This is a genomic window from Kitasatospora sp. NPDC091207 (assembly GCF_044768625.1).
Lineage (GTDB): Bacteria > Actinomycetota > Actinomycetes > Streptomycetales > Streptomycetaceae > Kitasatospora.
Genome location: NZ_JBIVVS010000004.1, coordinates 32,110 through 51,167, shown reverse-complemented (window position 1 = coordinate 51,167; position 19,058 = coordinate 32,110). Strand labels below are relative to the sequence as shown.

16 protein-coding genes and 2 pseudogenes are annotated in these 19,058 nt (G+C 70.1%); 11 read left to right on the top strand and 7 right to left on the bottom strand.

What is annotated here, in order from left to right; all coding sequences use genetic code 11:
• Positions 1-540: 540 nt before the first annotated feature.
• Positions 541-1,434 (bottom strand): UbiA family prenyltransferase, encoded by an 894-nt coding sequence (locus ACIQTO_RS09925; protein ID WP_402385377.1) that lies wholly within the window; start codon positions 1,432-1,434, stop codon positions 541-543.
• A 79-nt stretch (positions 1,435-1,513) separates the two neighbouring features.
• Here ACIQTO_RS09925 and ACIQTO_RS09920 point away from each other — a divergent pair, with 79 nt between their 5' ends.
• From ACIQTO_RS09920 to ACIQTO_RS09910, 3 genes are read left to right on the top strand one after another with little or no spacing between them, the layout of a single operon-like run.
• A complete protein-coding gene (locus tag ACIQTO_RS09920; RefSeq protein ID WP_402385374.1) occupies positions 1,514-2,578 on the top strand; it encodes a type III polyketide synthase in 1,065 nt (354 codons plus the stop codon).
• 6 nt (positions 2,579-2,584) lie between these two features.
• Positions 2,585-3,106, top strand: coding sequence for an isoprenylcysteine carboxyl methyltransferase family protein (locus tag ACIQTO_RS09915; RefSeq protein WP_402385371.1), 522 nt, complete (start codon positions 2,585-2,587; stop codon positions 3,104-3,106).
• The gene (locus ACIQTO_RS09910; protein WP_402385369.1) at positions 3,103-4,116 is read left to right on the top strand and encodes an NAD(P)/FAD-dependent oxidoreductase; all 1,014 of its coding nucleotides are present in this window, start codon (positions 3,103-3,105) and stop codon (positions 4,114-4,116) included. Before ACIQTO_RS09915 ends, ACIQTO_RS09910 begins: the two co-directional genes overlap by 4 nt.
• Before the next feature lie 84 nt (positions 4,117-4,200).
• Here ACIQTO_RS09910 and ACIQTO_RS09905 read toward each other — a convergent pair.
• Both ACIQTO_RS09905 and ACIQTO_RS09900 read right to left on the bottom strand, forming a co-directional pair.
• A pseudogene (locus tag ACIQTO_RS09905) lies at positions 4,201-5,326 on the bottom strand (ABC transporter transmembrane domain-containing protein); the annotation flags it as partial.
• A gap of 72 nt (positions 5,327-5,398) precedes the next feature.
• Positions 5,399-6,589: an alpha/beta hydrolase family protein gene (locus tag ACIQTO_RS09900; protein ID WP_402385366.1), complete on the bottom strand. Its 1,191-nt coding sequence runs from the start codon at positions 6,587-6,589 to the stop codon at positions 5,399-5,401.
• A gap of 167 nt (positions 6,590-6,756) precedes the next feature.
• On the opposite strand from ACIQTO_RS09900, the gene ACIQTO_RS09895 reads away from it, so the two are divergent.
• Together ACIQTO_RS09895 and ACIQTO_RS09890 are read left to right on the top strand one after the other, a co-directional pair.
• A complete protein-coding gene (locus ACIQTO_RS09895; RefSeq protein WP_402385363.1) occupies positions 6,757-7,896 on the top strand; it encodes a sensor histidine kinase in 1,140 nt (379 codons plus the stop codon).
• Complete coding sequence (locus ACIQTO_RS09890) at positions 7,893-8,606, top strand: response regulator (RefSeq protein WP_402385360.1); 714 nt, start codon at positions 7,893-7,895, stop codon at positions 8,604-8,606. The genes ACIQTO_RS09895 and ACIQTO_RS09890 overlap by 4 nt, the downstream gene beginning before the upstream one ends.
• 294 nt (positions 8,607-8,900) lie before the next feature.
• Here the strand turns inward: ACIQTO_RS09890 and ACIQTO_RS09885 are convergent, their stop codons facing one another.
• Together ACIQTO_RS09885 and ACIQTO_RS09880 are read right to left on the bottom strand one after the other, a co-directional pair.
• Positions 8,901-9,518, bottom strand: a complete 618-nt coding sequence (locus ACIQTO_RS09885) for a dihydrofolate reductase family protein (RefSeq protein ID WP_402385358.1) — start codon at positions 9,516-9,518, stop codon at positions 8,901-8,903.
• Between the two features lie 75 nt (positions 9,519-9,593).
• The gene (locus ACIQTO_RS09880) at positions 9,594-10,436 is read right to left on the bottom strand and encodes a helix-turn-helix domain-containing protein (protein WP_402385355.1); all 843 of its coding nucleotides are present in this window, start codon (positions 10,434-10,436) and stop codon (positions 9,594-9,596) included.
• 353 nt (positions 10,437-10,789) lie between these two features.
• On the opposite strand from ACIQTO_RS09880, the pseudogene ACIQTO_RS09875 reads away from it, so the two are divergent.
• Positions 10,790-10,966, top strand: a pseudogene (locus ACIQTO_RS09875) (recombinase family protein); the annotation flags it as partial.
• 89 nt (positions 10,967-11,055) lie between these two features.
• Complete coding sequence (locus ACIQTO_RS09870) at positions 11,056-11,475, top strand: hypothetical protein (protein WP_402386300.1); 420 nt, start codon at positions 11,056-11,058, stop codon at positions 11,473-11,475.
• Positions 11,476-11,697: 222 nt separating this feature from the next.
• Here ACIQTO_RS09870 and ACIQTO_RS09865 read toward each other — a convergent pair whose 3' ends face one another.
• Both ACIQTO_RS09865 and ACIQTO_RS09860 read right to left on the bottom strand, forming a co-directional pair.
• Positions 11,698-12,237, bottom strand: a complete 540-nt coding sequence (locus tag ACIQTO_RS09865; protein ID WP_402385353.1) for a hypothetical protein — start codon at positions 12,235-12,237, stop codon at positions 11,698-11,700.
• Positions 12,238-13,087: 850 nt separating this feature from the next.
• Positions 13,088-13,366, bottom strand: coding sequence for a hypothetical protein (locus tag ACIQTO_RS09860; RefSeq protein ID WP_402385350.1), 279 nt, complete (start codon positions 13,364-13,366; stop codon positions 13,088-13,090).
• 1,450 nt (positions 13,367-14,816) lie between these two features.
• Here ACIQTO_RS09860 and ACIQTO_RS09855 point away from each other — a divergent pair.
• The 4 genes from ACIQTO_RS09855 to ACIQTO_RS09840 all read left to right on the top strand — a co-directional run bounded on the left by ACIQTO_RS09855 (position 14,817) and on the right by ACIQTO_RS09840 (position 18,970).
• Entirely contained in the window at positions 14,817-15,560 is a 744-nt protein-coding gene (locus ACIQTO_RS09855) for an ATP-binding cassette domain-containing protein (RefSeq protein WP_402385347.1), read from the top strand.
• 2 nt (positions 15,561-15,562) lie between these two features.
• A complete protein-coding gene (locus ACIQTO_RS09850; RefSeq protein ID WP_402385344.1) occupies positions 15,563-16,822 on the top strand; it encodes a hypothetical protein in 1,260 nt (419 codons plus the stop codon).
• On the top strand, positions 16,819-17,421 hold the full coding sequence (locus tag ACIQTO_RS09845; RefSeq protein WP_402385341.1) for a hypothetical protein: 603 nt from the start codon (positions 16,819-16,821) through the stop codon (positions 17,419-17,421). Before ACIQTO_RS09850 ends, ACIQTO_RS09845 begins: the two co-directional genes overlap by 4 nt.
• A 1,234-nt stretch (positions 17,422-18,655) precedes the next feature.
• Positions 18,656-18,970 (top strand): hypothetical protein, encoded by a 315-nt coding sequence (locus ACIQTO_RS09840; protein ID WP_402385338.1) that lies wholly within the window; start codon positions 18,656-18,658, stop codon positions 18,968-18,970.
• Positions 18,971-19,058 lie beyond the last annotated feature (88 nt).

Below are 19,058 nucleotides of genomic sequence, written 5' to 3'. Positions count from 1 at the left end.
GATTGGTCCGGGCAGGGCAACGGCGTCACCCACTCGGCGCACTTGCGCTGGCACACCCAGCTCTGGCCGGGGGAGGGACGCAGGTGCGGCGCGGTCGGAACGGTGTGTGGGTGGCCCGGGCCCGGTGCCGCCGTCGCAGTGACCAGGGAGCAGCGAGGTCGTACCCGTCGAAGGTACTCAGCCGCCTCGATTCGGCAGACAGCCCCTCAAGGAAGGCTGCCAGATGATCCGCGTCAGTGTGCGTGAGGGGGCGGAGAACGGCCTCCGAACCGTCATTCAGGCCCAGGCGCCGCGTCAGGACAAGCGGGTCCTCGGCGACCGCCGTCAGGGTGAGCATCTCAGCGACCGCGTCTCATAACGTCAAGTTCGGTCCGGGGTGGGCGATCTCGCGCGACGACGTCCGCCAAAGGGGGATGCCTCGAAGGAGAGCCGGCGCGGTAGCGGCGGACGGAGCCGACCTGAGTAGGGGGCGGAGCGGCCCGATGGACGCGGAGCGGCTCGGCCGCATGCCGCGTGTTCGCAAGGGAGAGCGATCGCACGTCAGACGAGGGCAGTGCCGCGCAGCAGGAGCAGAGCGACGTCGAGTGCCGCCAGGGCGAGGGTGGCCAGGAAGGGCAGCCGGCTTCGCGGGTCGGCGCGGGCCGGCAGCGCGACGGCGAGCGCCAGGGCGCCGGTAACGGCGAGCGAGGCCCAGCCGACGGCGCCGATCCGTCCGGCCGGCCCCAGGACCAGGACGATCGCCCCAGCCAGCAGGAGGACGGCGGCCAGGGCCCGCGCGCGGCGCGGCCCGAGACGCTGGGGCAGACCGCGCACGCCGGTCCGCACGTCGCCGTCGATGTCGGGCAGGACATTGGTGACGTGGGCGCCCGTGCCGAGCAGCGCGCCACCGGCCGTTACCCACCCGGCCGGCCAGGGATGGCCGGGCAGCGCGAGGGTGACGAAGGCGGGCAGCAGCCCGAATGCCGCGGCATACGGCAGCCAGGACAGCGCGGTGCGCTTGACGCCCAGGTTGTACGACCAGGCCGCGGCGACCCCGGTCAGGTGGGCCGCGCCTGCCGCAAGCCCGTTGGCCAGCGACAGCGGGACGCACAGCGCGAGTGCGCACCCGGCGGCCACAGCCACGCTCCGCGCGCGCACCGCACCGCTGACCAGCGGCTTGTCGACCCGGCCGGTGGCGAGGTCGCGGCGCAGATCGACCCGGTCGTTGCACCAGCCCACCGACAGCTGCCCCGTCAGCACCGCCGAGGCCACCAGTGCGCTTCCCGCAGCTCCCCGCCCCGAGGCGGCGGCCAGCGCGGTGATCACGGCGGTGACGGCGATCGACGGGGCGGCGTGGGAGGCGGCCAGCAACCCCCGGCCCGATCCGCCGCCCGCACCGGGACGCGACCGCGCAGCTGTCGCCGCGGGTGCTCGCTGGGCTCCGACTGTGTCCACGGCCTCATGCTAGATCGGGCGAACCGCCGAATAGAGGTCATTTGATGACGAATAGTCACGAGGAACCTATTCTGGCTCGATGACCAGAGTCGCGGCTGTCCACGGGGTGCTCCCTCCGCACCGGTACGAGCAGGGCGAGATCACCGAGGCCCTCGCGGCGATGCGCCCGCAGCGGGATGCCGAGCGCGGGGTCCTGGAGCGGCTGCACGCCACCTCCACGGTCGACACCCGCCACCTGGCGCTGCCGCTGGAGAACTACCGCGAGTTGAACGGGTTCGGGAAGGCCAACGACCTCTTCATCGAAGCCGGGGTGCAACTGGCCGAGCAGGCCCTGACCGGCGCCCTGGCAACGGCCGCGCTGGGAGCGGAGGACGTGGACCTGGTGATCTCCACCTCCGTGACGGGCATCGCCGCGCCCTCGCTGGAGGCCCGGCTGGCCGGGCGCATGGGCCTGCGACCGGACGTGAAGCGCGTGCCGATCTTCGGCCTCGGCTGCGTCGCCGGCGCCGCCGGCCTGGCCCGGTTGCACGATTACCTCGAAGGCCATCCCGGGCAGGTCGCGGTGCTGCTCTCGGTCGAACTGTGCTCGCTCACCCTGCAGCGCACCGACACCTCCGTGCAGAACATGGTGGCCGGCGCGCTCTTCGGCGACGGCGCCGCCGCCCTGGTGGCCGTCGGCCGCGAGCACCCGCGCCGCCACGAGTTCGCGGGCCCGCAGGTGGTGGCCACCCACAGCCGACTGTACCCAGGCACCGAACGGGCGCTGGGCTGGGACATCGGCGACACCGGCTTCAAGATCGTGCTCGGCGCCGAACTGCCCGAACTGGTCCGTCTGCACCTCGGCGAGGACGTCCGCTCCTTCCTCGCCGAGCACGACCTGAAGCCGCCGGACATCACCGGCTGGGTCGCCCATCCGGGCGGGCCCAAGGTCCTGGACGCCCTGGTGGAGACCCTCGGACTGCCACCCCAGGCCCTGGAGCTGACACGGCGTTCGCTGGCCCAGATCGGCAACCTCTCCTCCGCCTCGGTCCTGCACATCCTGCGCGACACCCTCGCCCTGCGCCCGCCATCGCCCGGAACGCCCGGTCTGCTCCTCGCCATGGGGCCGGGTTTCTGCTCCGAACTCGTCCTGCTCCGCTGGTAGATCGACATGCTCCCCTACACCCTGCTGATCGTCCTGGTCGCCGCCGAACGCCTGGCCGAACTCGTCGTCGCGCGCCGCAATGCCGCCTGGAGCCGGGCGCGCGGCGGCGTCGAGTACGGCCGCGGCCACTACCCCGTGATGGTCCTGCTCCACACCGGGCTGCTGGCCGGCTGCCTGGCCGAGGTCCACCTCGCCCACCGCCCGTTCCTGCCCGCCCTCGGCTGGCCCATGCTCACCCTCGTGCTCGCCGCCCAGGCGCTGCGCTGGTGGTGCATCCGCACGCTCGGGCCGCGCTGGAACACCCGGGTCATCGTGGTGCCCGACCTGCCCCTGGTCACGGTCGGACCGTACCGGCTGCTCAGCCACCCCAACTACCTCGCGGTCATCCTCGAAGGCGCCGCACTGCCACTCGTCCACAGCGCCTGGCTCACCGCGACCGCCTTCACCCTGCTCGACCTGCCGCTGCTCGCCGCCCGCCTGCGGTGCGAGAACGCCGCCCTGACCCGCTGCGCGCCGGTGCCGGCGTGATCGACATCCTGATCGTCGGCGGCGGACCCGCCGGTCTGGCCACCGCGATCCACGCCACCACCGCCGGACTCGACGCGGTGGTCCTCGAACCACGCCCGGCACCGATCGACAAAGCGTGCGGCGAGGGCCTGATGCCCGGGGCTGTCCGTGCCCTGGCCGCCCTCGGCGTCACACTCGGCGGGCACCCGATCCACGGCATCCGCTACCTGGACGAGCAGCGCCTCGCCGAGGGCAGGTTCCGGCACGGGGCGGGCCTGGGCGTGCGGCGCACCGTCCTGCACGCGGCGCTGTTCCGCCGGGCGGCCGAGCTCGGCGTGCCCGTGCTGGCGACCAAGGCCACCGAGATTCGTCAGCACGGCGACAGCGTCACCACCGCCGGCCTCACCGCCCGCTACCTGGTCGCCGCTGACGGCCTCCACTCGCCCATCAGAAGGCAGTTGGGCCTGGACCGCCCCGATTGCCGGCGGGCGCGATACGGGCTGCGGCAGCACTTCGAGGTGGCGCCCTGGACCGACTGTGTCGAGGTCCACTGGTCCGCGTTCGGCGAGGCGTACGTCACCCCGCTGGGGCCGGACCTCATCGGCGTGGCTGTCCTCACCGGTGAGCGCGTGCCGTTCGACACGGCGCTGACCGCCTTCCCCGCGCTCCGCCACCGCCTCCCCGTGCTCGCCGCCTCCACCGTTCGTGGCGCCGGACCGATGCGCCGACGGGTCCGGGCCCGGGTGGCCGGGCGCGTCCTGCTGGTCGGCGACGCCGCCGGCTACATCGACGCCCTCACCGGAGAGGGCATCTCCCTCGCCCTCACCGGCGCCGCCCACGTGGTGCGCTGCCTGCGCGCCGAACGACCGCAGGACTACGAGCAGGCGTGGCGGCGCACCACCCGGCGCCACCGCCTGCTCACCGACGCGCTGGTCCGCATCCGCTCCAGCTCTCTGCTGGCCCCGGGGATCGTCCCGCTGGCCACCCGTGCTCCCGCGCTGTTCACCGCGCTCGTCAACCACCTCACCTGACCGTGGCGGCTTCGGCCGCTGCCAGGTCTTTGCCTGTTCCTTGATCCGGCCGGCAGACGGGGACCGGCCGCACCCGCGCGGTGCCGCCGCCCTGGCTGAGGGAGTTTCCTTCACGTCGTTCTCGGGTGGGCCGGCCGGGGGAGCAGATGAACGCAGGGGGCCCGGGACCACATAGGCATCGTTGCCCGTGAGCAGAATGTGCCGCCTGAGAGCCGTGCGGTCCCAGTCAAACAGCTTGAGGTTCCCCCAGGAGGCCTCGGAGTCCGTGCAGCCGGCCAGCCGGTCCACCACGGCGCGCGGCTCGTCGGGACGGGCACCGACCAGAGCCGTCACTTTCCCCGGGGCCACCACCAGGCCCGATACGGGGTCGTGCAGCAGGCCGGGAGCGGCTGGGGGATCGAGCCGGATCCGGTGCTCCTCGGGAGCCGGCGCGAGCGCCAGGATGTCGACCACCCTCCGTGCGGAGACGAGCCCGCGCGGCAGGTCATCCGCCCCTTCGGTCAACGATGAGACGGGTACCAGCAGAGCGGCAACATATCCGTAGACCGCCACCAGCTCACCTACGGTGATGGCCCCACTGGCCGCCATCCGCGCGCTGATCCACGTCACCACGGCGAGGAAGACCATGGGCAGGCACGCGGTGAGTGCCTGGACCCAGCTGGTGATGGCAGCGACGCGGTATCCGAGGGGGACCAGAGCCTGGGAGCGTTTCCCGGTACCGCCCGGCGAACAGGGGCTTGCCGCCGATCCCGTTGAGGACGCTCAGGCCGGCCACCATGTCGCCGGCGAGGGAGGTCAGAGCACCCTGGTCCTCCCGGTAGCGGCTTTCGGCGCCGTGCAGCCTTCCCAGCAGAGGGCCGACGGTCAGGGCCAGGGCCGGGACGCCGAGCAGGACCACCACGGCGATGACCGCCGAGATCCGGACCAGCAGGACGGCAGTCGCGGCATACGCGATGACCGCACCCGCGCCGGGTCCGGTGATGGTCAGTGTCTGGGCGATCCTGCTGATGTCGCCGGCTTGGAGGTGTGTGAGCTCACCCGCGGACACCTGTCGGGGCAGCGCCGACCCCAGCCGGGTGACGTGGCGCGTGACGACCTGGACCGTTCGGTAGGCCGCGTCGACACGGATGCGCGTCATGGTGCGGTGCCGCGGGATTCCCCGGGTGGTGATCCTCCCTGCGAAGCCGAGGGCACCGACGATCCTCCCTCGCCGGACCCCGCCCGGTGAACGCCCCGGCGTCGTACCTCGGAGCCCAGACGGGCGGGACCGGCGCCACGGCGTTCACCGGGCGTAGTCGACCTCGGGGAAGCCGGGGGAGGGACCGTCGAGCAGCCGCCCCTGGTCGCGGAGGTGGAGGTCGAAGAAGGCTCGCGGGTAGGCGCGTTGGAACGCCTGTGCCCGGTGCCCGGGAATCGTCCCGACCTCTTTCTCCAGATCGGGCGGTGACGTGCCCAGGAGAGGGGCGATCAGCGGCAGGATCAGCACATCGTCGCCGAACGACTGGTGCGCGGCTCCCCGCACGGTCAGATGCAGGCGCCAGCCGCGCAGACGCGACCAGAACGCGCGCAGGGCGGGGTTGCTCTCCATGCTGCCCTTGCCCGGGGTGTCCACGACCAGGAACGGACGGTCGAGCCCGGCGTCCACCACCGGGCCCGCCGCGCCCCCGTCCAGGCTCACGCCCGCCATGATCCGCCCGTCGGTGAGCATCGTCGCGGCGGTGGTGGCGCCGCCCAGGGAGTGGCCGAGCATCCCGACGCGCCGCAGGTCGAGCGCCCCGCGCATGCCTGTGGGCAGCGGGGTGCGGCAGACGCCGGGGTGGCCACCCGAGCGGAGGACGGCGAGCCGGTCCAGGACGAAGCGGATGTCGGCGGTACGGACCGCGAGGGCCTTGGCGTAGTCGCTGATCCCGCCCAGCGGATTCGTCTCGACGCGTCCACCGGGGAAGGCGACTGCCGCCGCGTCGTAGGTGTGGTCGACGGTGACCACCAGAAAGCCGTGACTGGCGAGGTCTTCCGCGATGCCGGTGCCGAACGACCGTGACGCGTCGGCGCCGGGAGAGTAGAGCACGACGGGCAGGGGACCTGGCGGTCCGCCGACGGGAGCGCCCTCGTGGCCGTGGGTGCCTCCCAGTCGCACCCGGCCGGGAGGCAGGCCGAGGAGGCCCAGGTACCGGTCGGCCGCCGCCGGAGGCATCCAGGGAACAGGGGGGCGGGCCGCGCGGCCGCGGGCGGGGTACCAGATGCTGATCATCAGCTCACGGCAGGGGCGGGAGGGCACCCAGGGGTCCGGCCGCGCGGTGTCGGCCAGGTGCAGCGCGATCGTACCCAGCGGGTACGGTCCGTTCGGGGCGGGCAACTGGAACCGCACGGGTTCCTCCTGCCCCGGTCGCGCGACGGCCACCGGCGCGAGCGGACCCGCGACCATGGCGGCGGCCAGTCCGGCGCACGAGGACAGCAGTGTTCTCCGGTTCATGGCTCCACTGTTCCGTCCGATGAGCCCGGCGGCTTCGCCCCCGGGGAGGAACCCGGTGTCAGCCCAGGAGGGTATGACGGGCATCAGCCGCGCGGATGACTCAGCCCGCGAGATGACGTCCTCCGGGCTGACAGGCCCCGGGCCCCCGGTTGGATAGCGTGGCCGGCATGGGCGACGGGGAGTCACGGCCGCTGGTGGCCAGACGTCTGCGGGACGGACAGTGGCACGGCGTGGACACGGTCGCGGCCGTGCTCCTCGCCCTGGCGTTCGGCGCGAGCGAGACGCGGAGCGGTGGCTGGGGCGCGGGAGCCGTGGCGGCGGTGGTCTGGCTGCCGGTCGCGGTACGGCGTAGATGGTCCGTCCGGGTTCTGTACACGGTCCTGGCCGGAGCGGTCCTCGCCATGGCGTTCACCGGATGGGAGGAGTCCTGGGTCCCCGTCGGGGCCGCTCTGTACACGGTGGCGGCGCGGGAACCGCGGCGTCGGTCCGCGACGGCGCTCGGCTGCTCGCTGGGCGCCGTCGCGGTGGCCATGGCCCTCGTTCCGCGACCGGTCCCGGCCTCCGGGGTCGCGTGGGGCGTCGTCTTCGCGTCTTTGATGATGACCCTGCCCTGGCTGGTGGGCACCGCGCTGAGAGAGCAGCGCTCGTACGCAGAACTCGCCGCCCGGCAGGCCGTGACGGACGAGCGCCTGCGGATCGCCCGCGAGCTCCACGATGTGGTGGCCCATCATCTGACTGTCATCGCGGTACGGGCCGAGGTGGCCCGTGCGGTGGCCTCCACCAACCCGCAGGAGGCCGAGCGGACCCTCGCGCTGGTCGGGACAGCGGGCCGGACGGCGCTCACCGAGATGCGCCGTATGCTCGGCGTTCTGCGATCACCCGGTGACGGAGCCGAGTGGGGGTCAGCCCCCGGTCTGGCGGACCTGCCCGCGCTCGCGGACGGCGCAGGCCCGCGCGTGGAGCTGTCCGTCGACCCGGATCCACCGCTCCCCCCGGGGGTGGAACTGGCGGTCTACCGGATCGTTCAGGAAGCCCTCACCAATGTCGTCAGGCACGCGGGATCGGCGGACTGCCGGGTGAACCTGTCCCGGGTGGGTCCCGGGGCGGTCGAGATCGAGGTCGTCAACGACGCGCCGTCCCGGCTCCCGGCTCGGCTCCCGTCTCGGCGTCCTGGCGGCGGGCACGGACTCATCGGGATGCGGGAGCGGGCGGCCATGTGCGGCGGGACCTTCTCCGCCGGCCCCCTGGCGATGGGCGGATTCCGGGTGCATGCGCGGCTGCCCTGCGGATCGGAGACAGCACGGTGAACCGGCCGGTCCGGGTTCTCATCGCCGATGACCAGGCGCTGTTGCGGGCGGGCTTCCGCCTGCTCATCGAGAGCGCGCCGGACCTCACCGTCGCAGGCGAGGCCGTCAGCGGCGAGCAGGCCGTCGAACTCGCCCTGCGGCTGCGGCCCGACGTCGTGCTGATGGACATCCGGATGCCGGGCACGGACGGTCTGGAGGCCACCCGGCGCATCTGCGCGGACCCGGACGCCGTCGGCACCCGTGTGCTGATCCTCACCACGTTCGACCTGGACGAGTACGTGTACGCGGCACTCCGCGGCGGAGCCAGCGGATTCGTCCTGAAGGACATCCTCCCCGCCGACCTGCTGACAGCCTTGCGGGTGGTCGCCTCCGGCGACGCCCTGCTCGCGCCCGCGGTCACCCGCCGTCTGATCCGCGAGTTCGCCGGACGCCACGAGCCGCGCCCGCGACTCGCCCGGGAGCTGGCGGGCGTGACCCCACGGGAACGGGAAGTCCTCCGATTGGTGGCCCGGGGACTGTCCAACCTCGTGATCGCCGAGCATCTGGGGCTGAGCATCGCGACCGTCAAGACACATGTCCGGCGGCTGCTGGCCAAGCTCCACGCCCATGACCGGGCCCAGATGGTCGTCATCGCCTATGAGACAGGCATGGTCACCGCGGGTGGGAACCTCCCGTCCGACCGGGAGCAGCAGGGCACGTACACCGGCTGACCCCCGCGGGCGCGGGGAGCAGTACTCGTCACGCCGCAACCGGCTTCACCTGCGCAGGCGCCAGATCAAGCTGCCGCCGTCCATTGCTGCGCGGACAGCGAGGACGGCGACCACGTGACCAAACCGCCCGAAAGCGCCACGGCACGGACAGCGCTTTCGTCGTCAAGGACGGCCCTGTCTAGTTCCTACGTGCCGCGGTGGTCGACGACGGCGCCGACGAGATCGTCCGGTGTGACGCCACGCGTTGCGGGCCGGGCATCAGCATCCGGACCCACCAGATTGCGGGCGGCTTCACTAGCGGCGCACCTTGAACCTCAGGTGCAGCACCCGGTTGCCCTGGATGACCACGTGGGGATCCTCCAGCAGCTGCTGCCCGTCGAAGCTACCGAAAAAGCGCTTGCCCGACCCGAACACCACCGGCGCCACGTCCATCGCCACCTCGTCCACGAGGCCGGCGGCGAGGATCTGGCCGCCTACTTCACCGGCGCTCACGGCGACGACCCGGTCGCCGGCGAGCTCCTGGGCCTTCTCGATCGCGGCCTTCACGCCATCGACGAAGTGGTACGGAGCCCTGGGGTGCCAGCCTTCGGGCTTGGGCCGATGGGATACCACGACCACGTGGTCGCCCGCGGGCGGCCGGCCCTCCCAGCCGTTCACCAGATCGAACTGGTGGCGGCCCATCACGATCACACCGATCGAGTCCCACATCGGCTGGACGTACGCCGCCGAAACACGTGAGAGCTTGAAGCCGCCTCCACCCTGGGAGTGGTCGTAGCCCCCGTCCCCGGCGCCGGTTTCCGTGAGCTGGGTGTCCCTGCTGAAGTACCAGTCGTGGAGCGGCCCGACTTCGTCGTTCGTGTCGGCAATGAAGCCGTCTACCGACACTACGTTGTGCATGATCACTGAGCCCATGAGGGTCTCCCCAAATCTTCAGGAATGGTCACCTCCGATTGTGTGGGCCTCCGGAAGGGCTGCGCTTGTAGAAAATCAAAAAGCGGGCATCGGACCTTCGTCCGGCGGGAACTCCCGCTCGGGAGGGATCCGGCGTCTCAGCGCCAGGTACTCCGTCGGGGTGTGGCCAGTGAAGTCCTTGAACTCCTTGCTGAAGTGGGCCTGGTCGAAGTAGCCCGCGATGAGAGCGAGCTCCGACCAGTCGACCGGGCGCATGGCGTCCACGGACCTGATCAGCTGTGCGAAGCGGTACATCCGAGCCACCTTCTTCGGGGTGACCCCGACGTTCGCCTTGAACTGCGTGGCCAGGGTGGTGCTGCTGACTCCGGCGGCGTCGCTCAGCGCACCGACGGGGACCGCGCCGTGGGAGGTCTCCAGCCATCCGCCGGTGTGCTGGACCAGGTCGAGCCCGCGCGACGGTGCCTCGATCAGGCGCGAGCGCAGCTCCTCCTCCAGGATCCGCAGCGTCTCGGAGGTGGACGTGGCCTCGCCGACCCGGTTGCGGATCCGATCCACGGACCCTTTCCACACGGCGTCGACGGGCACCCATCGGTTCCGCAGCTCGGTCGCCGGCATGTCGACGAAGGCCGCCATCCCCCAAGGCTTGAAGTGCACCCCGACGAGCCTTACCCGTATGGGGTACTCATAAAGGAAACGCCTGGTCCACAGACCCACGAACCACCCGTCCGACACCACTTCCGGAGGCACCGAAGGGTCGGAATCCCATAGGCGGGCAGGTTCGCTCAGGTTGATGACCAGGTGCGCCGACGGCATCGGCGGGACGACCATACGGCGGTGACCCGGCACCCCGGTCAGGCAGTAGATGTCGTCGATGAACCGGTCGAGCGGCGGGGCGGGCACCCGGCCGACGTACTCCATGGACCCAGTATCGCCGACGAGGGTTCGAGGCGTGACCGCCAACTTCAAGCGCGTGGAATCGCACCCCTGCCCGATGTCCACCTGCGCCGCCCCCGCGGGCTCCCCGTGCCGCACCGGCGAAGGCAAGGTGGCCATCCAGTACCACACCGCCCGCTTCCGCCTCGTACCCCAACTCGTCAAGACGGTCAGCGTCCCGATCCCCGCCGTACGCAAGCCGGGCTCGGCCTGGGGCCGAGCTGCCCCGGCCCGCGAGCGCCACCGATCCAGTCGGGCACGTCCGCCTCGGCTACTCCTGTGCCTGGACTGCCCGCCAGTCGCTGGACGCAGAGCTCGACTCCCTCGCCGAGGCCGGGGTGACCCGGGTCTTCTCGGAGAAGATCTCTACCCGGGCCGCGCGGCGCCCCGATCTGGAGGCCGCCGTGAAACTCGCCGGGGAGATCCGCTCCTCCGGTGTCGCCGTCACCCTCGTCGTTCACGAGCACAAGCGGCTCGGTCGCGGCATCGAGCTGCCCATGCTCGCCGAGGAGCTGAAGGCCGGCGACGTCGGCCTGGAGTCCTCACCGGCGAACTCAAGGGATCACACGACCCCTCCGGCATCGTCTCTACAGTGCTCGCGGCCGTGTCCGGCATGGAGCGCGAGTACATCCGCGACCGCACTCTTGAAGGCCACGAGTCCGCCCGCAAGCGCGGTAAGACCATCGGCGGCGCCGGCGTCACCGACCCCGACATGCTGTCCATGGCCCTCCACCTGCGTGACCAGGAGATGAGCCTGCGCGACATCGCCAAGCGGCTCGTCATCACCACCGGCGCAAAGAAGGGGCGGCACCCCTCACCCGCCACCGTCATGAGGATGCTCCCGAGCATGACGAGCAAACTGCGGTCTCGACGAGCGCGTGACCTCGGTCGCTACTTTGCACCGTGGGTCAGGGATAGGAGGCCGGGGCCCGCTCGCCGTACTCCGCCAGCACCGAGGCCCCTCACCCGCGTCTGCGGGGAGGAGGCTGTCCGCTGCCGTCTGGCGGTCCGCACGGACGGCTGACCCCGTGCCGACACCATGGCTGCGGGGAGGAGGACATCAGGTCGGTCTCGCCCGCGCAGGGGCTCTCCGGCTGCCCCCGGCTTGCGTGGGGATGACGAAGCCGACGCGGACGGCCGCGCGCCGGCGGCTGGCTGACCTCCTGTCGGCGTACAGGTGAGCTCAGGTCCGGTACACGTGAACGCGCTCGCGTCTCGGACGGGGACAGGCCGGTGCAGCTCACCCTCAGGTTGCCCAGGGCAGCCGTACCGCCTCGACACCGGTGTCGTTGAGTAGTGCCTCGATGAGGGTTGGGGGCCCGGCGACCTTGGTGGCCCACAGGTCGTAGTCGGTGCACAGGACCCATGAACGGTCTTCGGCCCAGAGGTTGGCGGGGCTGAAGTCGGCCAGGTCGACCTTGGACATGTCGTAGAGGATCTCGGCGTCGCCGAGGCGCCCCGCCCGCACATGGAGGTTGTCGAAGTCGACGGCCCCGAGCGTCAGCGGGTTGTAGTAGGCCAGGCAGCGGGTGTCCGGGCCCGCGGGGCTGTGCGCGGTGAGGATGTCGATCAGTCTGATCCAGGTCTCACGGTCCAGGCTCCCCTCGGTGGGAGGGACGATTTCCAGCGGCCAGCCGCCGTTGTTCGTGGCCGAGGGAAAGCAACGGAATGAGGGCAGCAGCCCGTCGGGGACGGTGGGGTCGCCGGTCCGCCGGGCGAGTTCCGCCCAGCGCAGCCGCCGCCAGCCGGGGCCGGGGTGCTCGGCACTGCCCAGGCCGCCTCCCATGGCGACGCCCACGGCGTCGAGATCGATGCCCGCGACGATGTCGCGGCGGGATGCTCCCGTCCGCCAGACACGCCTGGCGGTACTCGTGGTGCGATACGTCGTCCGGCCCGTGCTCGTGCTCGTACATGGCGTTGAGTACCCAGGCCGCATCGGGCATCGCCGGCGGCATGAACCCGGTCAAACCGTCGCCGCAAAGCTCAAGCAGCCATTCCGTCGCGCCGGACGGGGCAAGTGGCCATAGGGCTGACAACAGGTTCGATCTCTCGGGCATAGGTTCATGATCCCAGTCGCGGCCACGGGCGAGCGAGGGACCGGCGTCAAGAAGCCGCCCCACCACTGGGCACGTTCGGGACGTGTACCTCGACACCTCCGCGCCAGCGGGGAGGACGGGATGGACTGGAGTCCCGTATGAGCGACTCCAGGTGGAGAACGGCAAGGACCGCGGCAAGGCCCTCCTCGCTCGTGGCCAAGGCGTGGTGCCGGCCACCTCGAACGCGGCACCTACATCGACCGCCTCGTCCAGGTCGGCGAGTCCACCCGGCTCACCGACCCGTTCCCCCTCGACCTCGACCTCGCGGCGCTGCTCCGGTAGTCCCGCGCGGCACGGTGACGGCCGGGCCCTCCAAGTGAGGCGCCCGGCCGTCGGCATGTCGGCCAGCCACCGGCCGGGCCTCCCCGCCCCCCCCGCCGAATGCCCGCCACCCGCGTCGCCGGATAGCGGCGGTGACGGGCTCATAGGCGCCGCCCATCGGTCCGGGCCCGGACGGGAAGCGCGAATCCCGAGTGCCGTGGCGGCCCCACGTGGCAGGATCGGCACAGTGACGTTGAGGGAGGAGCCTGTGGCTCTGAGTCACGCCGAGTGGGTGATGCTGGAGTCCGCCGGGGCGGCGGGTTCCGGCTGGCTGACCGGGGCCTTGCCCCTGGGGCGCCGGAGCACGGGACTGTGCGCCGGATTGTCGGAGCCGGGGTGTGCGAGCTCGCCGGTCCCGAACAGCTCGATGTTCTCGCCGCCGGCGGGGCCCGTCCGGCGTGGGCGGTGCGGGCCGCCGGGCTGGGGCACGACCTGCTGCGCTACCGGGTCCTGCGGGAGCGCCCCGCCGAACAGCACGCCGCTCCGATCGCTGACCACCTGCTGGACATCACGATCAGCGTGCGAGCTTTCGACCTGCCCCTCCTGCGCGCTGTCCGCAAGGACGCGAAAGCGGGCCCCTGCCCGGAGTGGACGCCAGCCTGCTCGGCCCGGCCCTCGACCGGGCACGCCCGGTCGAGGGCTCCACCCGGCACACCATGGACGTCACCGAGGCCGAGTTCGCGGTGATCCTGCGGGTGTTCTACCTGGAATCCCTACGCGGCGGCGGCGCGGCCGGCTACCACCACGTCCTGCGTTCCTCGCCGTTGGCAGACGCTCTGAGGCCTGATTCGCTGCACCGTCCGGAGCCCGGATTCGTGCGGGCTCGCGCCGCCCGCCCGTCGATTGTTGGCCTGGACGCCGCCGCTCACTGGTGCGCTCACCCCAGTTCACGGTGTTGCACTGGTTGCCGCGGCCGCCGTAGCTGGTGTCGGGGGACCAGGAGATGTCCCGGTCCAGCTCGACGGTGGTGGGGTTGCCTGTGGCGAAGTAGCCCGAGCCGTTGTCCGAGCAGCCGCTGAAGCTGACGCTGGTCCAGTTCCCGTCGGCGTGGTTGTCGGTCCACCGGCGGGACTCGCTGTTGTAGCCCCAGTAGGAGATGTAGGAGCTCCAGCTGCCTTCGGCGTTCGCCGGCACCCGTTCCGGCGAGTGTGGCCGCTGCGAGTGTTGCCAGGACGACGCCCGCGCGGCGCCGCATGAATCCAGTGACGTGCACGTCACTCCCCTCCCTCGGAGACTTCGCTCTTTGGCGAAGCTGGCTTCCGGAGATCCCGGATATCGAAAGTATTCACGTATACGTACGAGTCTCAAGCGAATGGGTTTTCAGAATCATTCGACACTTGGCGCGGATTCGGCGATGGTGCAAATCACCCAAGGGTCAGGAAAATGCACGCCGATCAATTGCACAGGCTATTGGAAACTTTCGGAAATCTACCTCAAAGTGCAAAAAGTCCCACAGTATCAAATTTGCATGATATAGGTTATTTGTGATACTTGCCGATCAGGAGTTTCCACAAGTCCCTGCAGAGGCCGTGAACGTGAGGCATGATCGGACCCGAACTCTCGCGACGAACCCCGGCGGCGCCGCACTCAAGAAGGACATCTGTGCAGATCAACGGTAGTGCGACCGCCGCCCACCCGATCCGCTCGAGCATGTGCCTGGACGACCACGGCCTCGCTCGCCGACCAATCTTGCCGGCCGACCCCGGACGGCACTCGCCGCAAAGTCCTTTGCTGCGCTCCATGGCGTCCGGTTCATTCCATGGATCTTCGCCGCACGCCCTGACGCCGCCCCGGCCTGGACATAGCAAATCCACAAGAAAGTTCGTGGCATTCGTGGATCGCCGAAGCCATTCAACAAGTACACAGACTTCTATTCGCCCCGCCACTCGGCCGAATAAATGCGCAGCACCCCTCTGACCAGCTGCCTTGCGAAGTGGATTAATAAACAATGCCTGTTCAAGTAACCGAATGCTCCTTCAGCTACCGTCGGGACTCCCACATCCTGAAGGACTTCAGCCTTCGCCTCGACAAGGGTTGCAGCGTGCTCCTCGGCCCCAACGGCGCCGGCAAGTCGACCCTGTTAGGACTGATCGCCTCCGCACTCCGGCCCGAGACGGGCCGCATCACCTTCGACGGGCTCGACACCCGTACGAGCAAGGACCTCAAGGCGTACCGGCGCAAGGTCGGCTGGCTCCCCCAGCAGATACGCCCCGTACCGGGACTACGGGTCAGGGAGCAGGCGGCCTACGCCGGCTGGCTGAAGGGTATGTCCCGCGCCGAGGCCTGGCAGCGGTCTCAGCGGGCCATCGACAAGGTGGGACTCTCCACACTCGCTAGCCGGCGCAGCGCCGAACTCTCCGGAGGACAACTGCGCCGCCTGGGCATCGCGCAGACACTCGTCCACGACGCGGAACTGGTCCTCCTGGACGAACCCACCGCAGGGCTGGACCCGGTGCAGCGCGGTGTCTTCCGCGAACTGATCGCCGAACTGCGCCACCTCACCAGCTTCGTCGTCTCCACCCACCAGACCGAAGACCTGGCCGAGATCTACGACACGGTCGTCCTGCTCGACCGGGGCCAGGTCCGCCACCAGGGCCCGATCGACTCCTTCCTCGCACTCGCACCCCACGACGTCCCAGCAGAACGACGGGCCGAGGCCGCCTACGCCGGCATCGTCACCGGGGAGGTCTGACCATGCCCTGGCGCACCGTCATCCGCACCTCCGCGGCCCTGCGCGCCGCACCCGTCGCCCTGGTCTGGATCCTGATGTACAGCGGCAAGATGACCGGCTGGATCACCGACGGCTACTGGCCCTCCGTCACCGCCCAGAGCTCCTTCCTCCTGAACTTCACAGCCCCCGCCGTCGCGGCCTGTGGCGCCTGGGAAGGCCTCAAGATCCGCCGCTCCGCCATCCTCGACACCGCACCCGCACGCTCCGCCACCGCCATCGCCCTGTCCGCACTGACCCCCGTCCTCACACTCGGCACCCTGTCGGTCCTGACCGCCCTCGCCGTCTTCACCCCGCAGGCAAGCGGCCTCCCCGGCTGGCCCACCCCCGCCGTCATCACCGTCGAACTCCTGGTCGTCCTCGCCCACACCGCCGTCGGCTACACCCTCGGCCTCACCCTGCCCCGCCTGCTCGCCGTACCCCTCACCCTCATCGCGAGCTTCCTGTGGATGGCCTACCCCTCCACCCTCGACACCTTCTGGATCCGCCAGCTCAACGGCCGCAACCTCACCGAATGCTGCGCCCTGGACGAGGTCCCGGCCCTCCGAGCGCTGGCAGCCCCGGCCGTGGCACTTCTCGGGCTGCTCGCAGCCGCCTGGATCTGGACGGCGCTGCGCGACAGGCGCCGGCTGATCGCCGTCGTCGCGTTGGCGGCAACCACCGCCGCGGGGGTGTGGATCGCCGCACCGCTCGGCTACCGCGCGGCCACCGCCCGGCCGGCGAGCGAACAGACCTGCACCACGACCACACCGCGGGTGTGCCTGTGGCCCGAACAGAAGGCCGAAGCCGCGAACATCACCGAATGGGCGACCCAGGCGCAGCAACGGCTCCGGGCCGCCGGCCTCACGGAGGCCACCACGGTGTCCCCGCTCTCCACCCGTCCCAGCCGGGACGAGGTCCAGTCGCTCGTCGCCCTCGGCCACATCCCCAATCGGGCCCCGCAGTGCGCGATGGAACGAAACGGCCGCTGGCCCGGTGTCGAGGCCGTCGCCCCGCTGTCTTCCTGGCTGAAGCTGACCGCCGGAGTCACCCCCCGCACGGTCGAGGGCCGCTACCGCGAGCAGGAGGTACGAATCGCCAGCCAAATCATGACCCTCCCGCACGACGAACAGCTCACCTGGTTCCGGACCAACGCCGACACGCTGAACCGGTGCGACACCAAACCAGTCCTGGACCCCGCCCAGTACCACCACCCCGGTGCCCCCTCGTTCGAGGCGACCCGATGATCTGGTGGCTCCGCATCAGGTACGTCCCCGCCGTCGCCACCGGCCTGCTCGCCTGCATCCTGCTCGGCAGCGCCGCGAACTCGGTGACCGTCCCCATCCCCGTCGTGATCGGCGGACTGACATTCGACCTGCCCATGTCCTCGCTCCTCCCGCTCATCCCCGTCTGTCTCATCCTGGAAGGGCAGGCCCGCGCCGACCGTGTCACCGAACGCGTCGCCGTCCGCGCCATCGGACGATGGGACGCCGCCTTCATGGCCCTGTGCGTCCTGATCGGTGTTCTGGCCGCCGCTGGCGCAGCCATCGCGGACGCGGGCGCAGCGGCAACCGCCATGGCCCGTGATTTCACCGGCTACCTCGGCCTGGCACTCATCCTCCGATGGCTCGGCGGAGCACGCCTGGCCTCCGTGGCCACCGCGGTGTTCCCCTTCGCGTGCGTCTCCTTCGGCCTGGCGCACAACCGGCCCAGTATCTGGGCCTGGCCCCTGCACGACGCCACCTCGGTCACCGCAGCCACCCTGGCCCTGCTGCTCCTCCTCGCCGGCGCCGCCACGTCACTGCTCCCCACGCTACGTAGGCAGGACAGCAACGACGACGATTGACGACGAAATGGCCAGGCCCCTTGCATCGGTCGATGCGCTGCGCTGGGACATTCCCATTTGGTGCCTCCCTGCTGCTTGAGCCAGTAGACGTTCGAGCACGCGTTCTCTTCTGGGATACTGCCAGTGGAGATATCTCTTGCAAGATATTGGGGACCCGTCGGGTTCCGCCCTCGAATTACCAGGTGGCTCGAGGATTGGCGAAGCCGGGAGCGAGTTAAATTCCGACTGCTCCACTCTTTATAGGTGATAGCGCGCCGGGCGACTCCCTTGCTTGGCGGGATAAGGTGAAGTTTGAGCGTGTGGGCAGCAGGGGAACTGAGGCCGATATCCATGGCGTAAACAGCGCATATCCATTCTTTGCCGTCGATGCTCATTTGGGCATGGGCTTCGATGATGCTGGCGTTCCCTCGTTCGGGAGGCAGGGGGATGCGTACCCCGACATGGAAGTAGTGCAATATCGGAGGGGTCAGGTTCCATTGCTGATAGCCTCCGATGGAATGGCATCGGAGACTGGGCTGAATGCGGCTCCATTTTGGCCAAATGTGGATCGTACCTGGGTGGGAAATGCGAGACGGCGTGCAATTGGATCGGGTTCGACAGTCCTGTGGGAACTCGATTCTATGGGTCCTGGCTTGCGCATTTCGCTACAGCCTAATCTTCATGGCCGGCTGGGCGGTGGTATCTTTGGCGGCGCCCAGGATGTCGGACCCGGCCGATCCCGATCTTGCTGCACGACTTGGTTTCTGGAGTTCCTTTCGAGGATATATGGCCGGATCGCCAGGGATGTTGCTTCTCATTGGGGCTCCTTCCGTGGCTATTTTGGCGCTAATTGCAAGGCGAAGGCGAAAGGCTCCGGTTGATGAGTTCAAAGTATTTGCAGGCGCCTTTCTCTTGCTTCCTGTGGCTATCGTAATCCCTGTTGGAACGTGGATTAAGATAGTCGTTCAGGTTCTCTTTGTGGCATTTCTCATGCCGATGCGCCGAACTGATCAGGGCCAGTAGTTCAGGCGCCGTGAGCCGCGTCGTCCGATGTGTCGGACGACGCGGCTCTTGGTCTGGGGGTGAAGGGGCAGGCGAACTCTGGCAAGCTTCATAGTGGTTGCCGCCATTGCGGCCGCCGCCAGCGGATGCTTCCGTGGGTTGCTCTGGCAGGCAGGGGCCAGGATCGGTGGGCCGATCTCACGTGGAGTGCAGGGGGGCACGGGTGGTTCGGGTGTGGCGATCGTTCGGGTGGATGGCGTTGTTCGCGTCGGCGGTGGTCGGGGCTGTCTCTTCGTGTTCCTCGGGTGTGGTGCCCCGGGGCGGGCTGATCGGCTGGCGCTGGACCTTCGGGGTGCTCGCCGTCCTCGCGGTAGCGCTCGCCGCCGTCGCGATCCGGGGCCTGCCGCAACTGTCCGGCGAGGCGCCGCGCGGTGGGGCAGGCTTACTCGCCGCCCTGTGCACCCCGGGAATCGCCGCCGTCAACCCCGCCTCGGTCACTATGGTCGTCGGCTTCTACGTGCTCTATACCTACATCGCGCCCTTCGTCGACCACGCCGGCCTGGGGTGAGCGCTGGTGCCGTGCTGTTCGTCGTCGGCCTCGGCTCGATGCTCGCTGTCTGGATCGCCGGTGCACCGCGGACCGCCCGCTGCACACC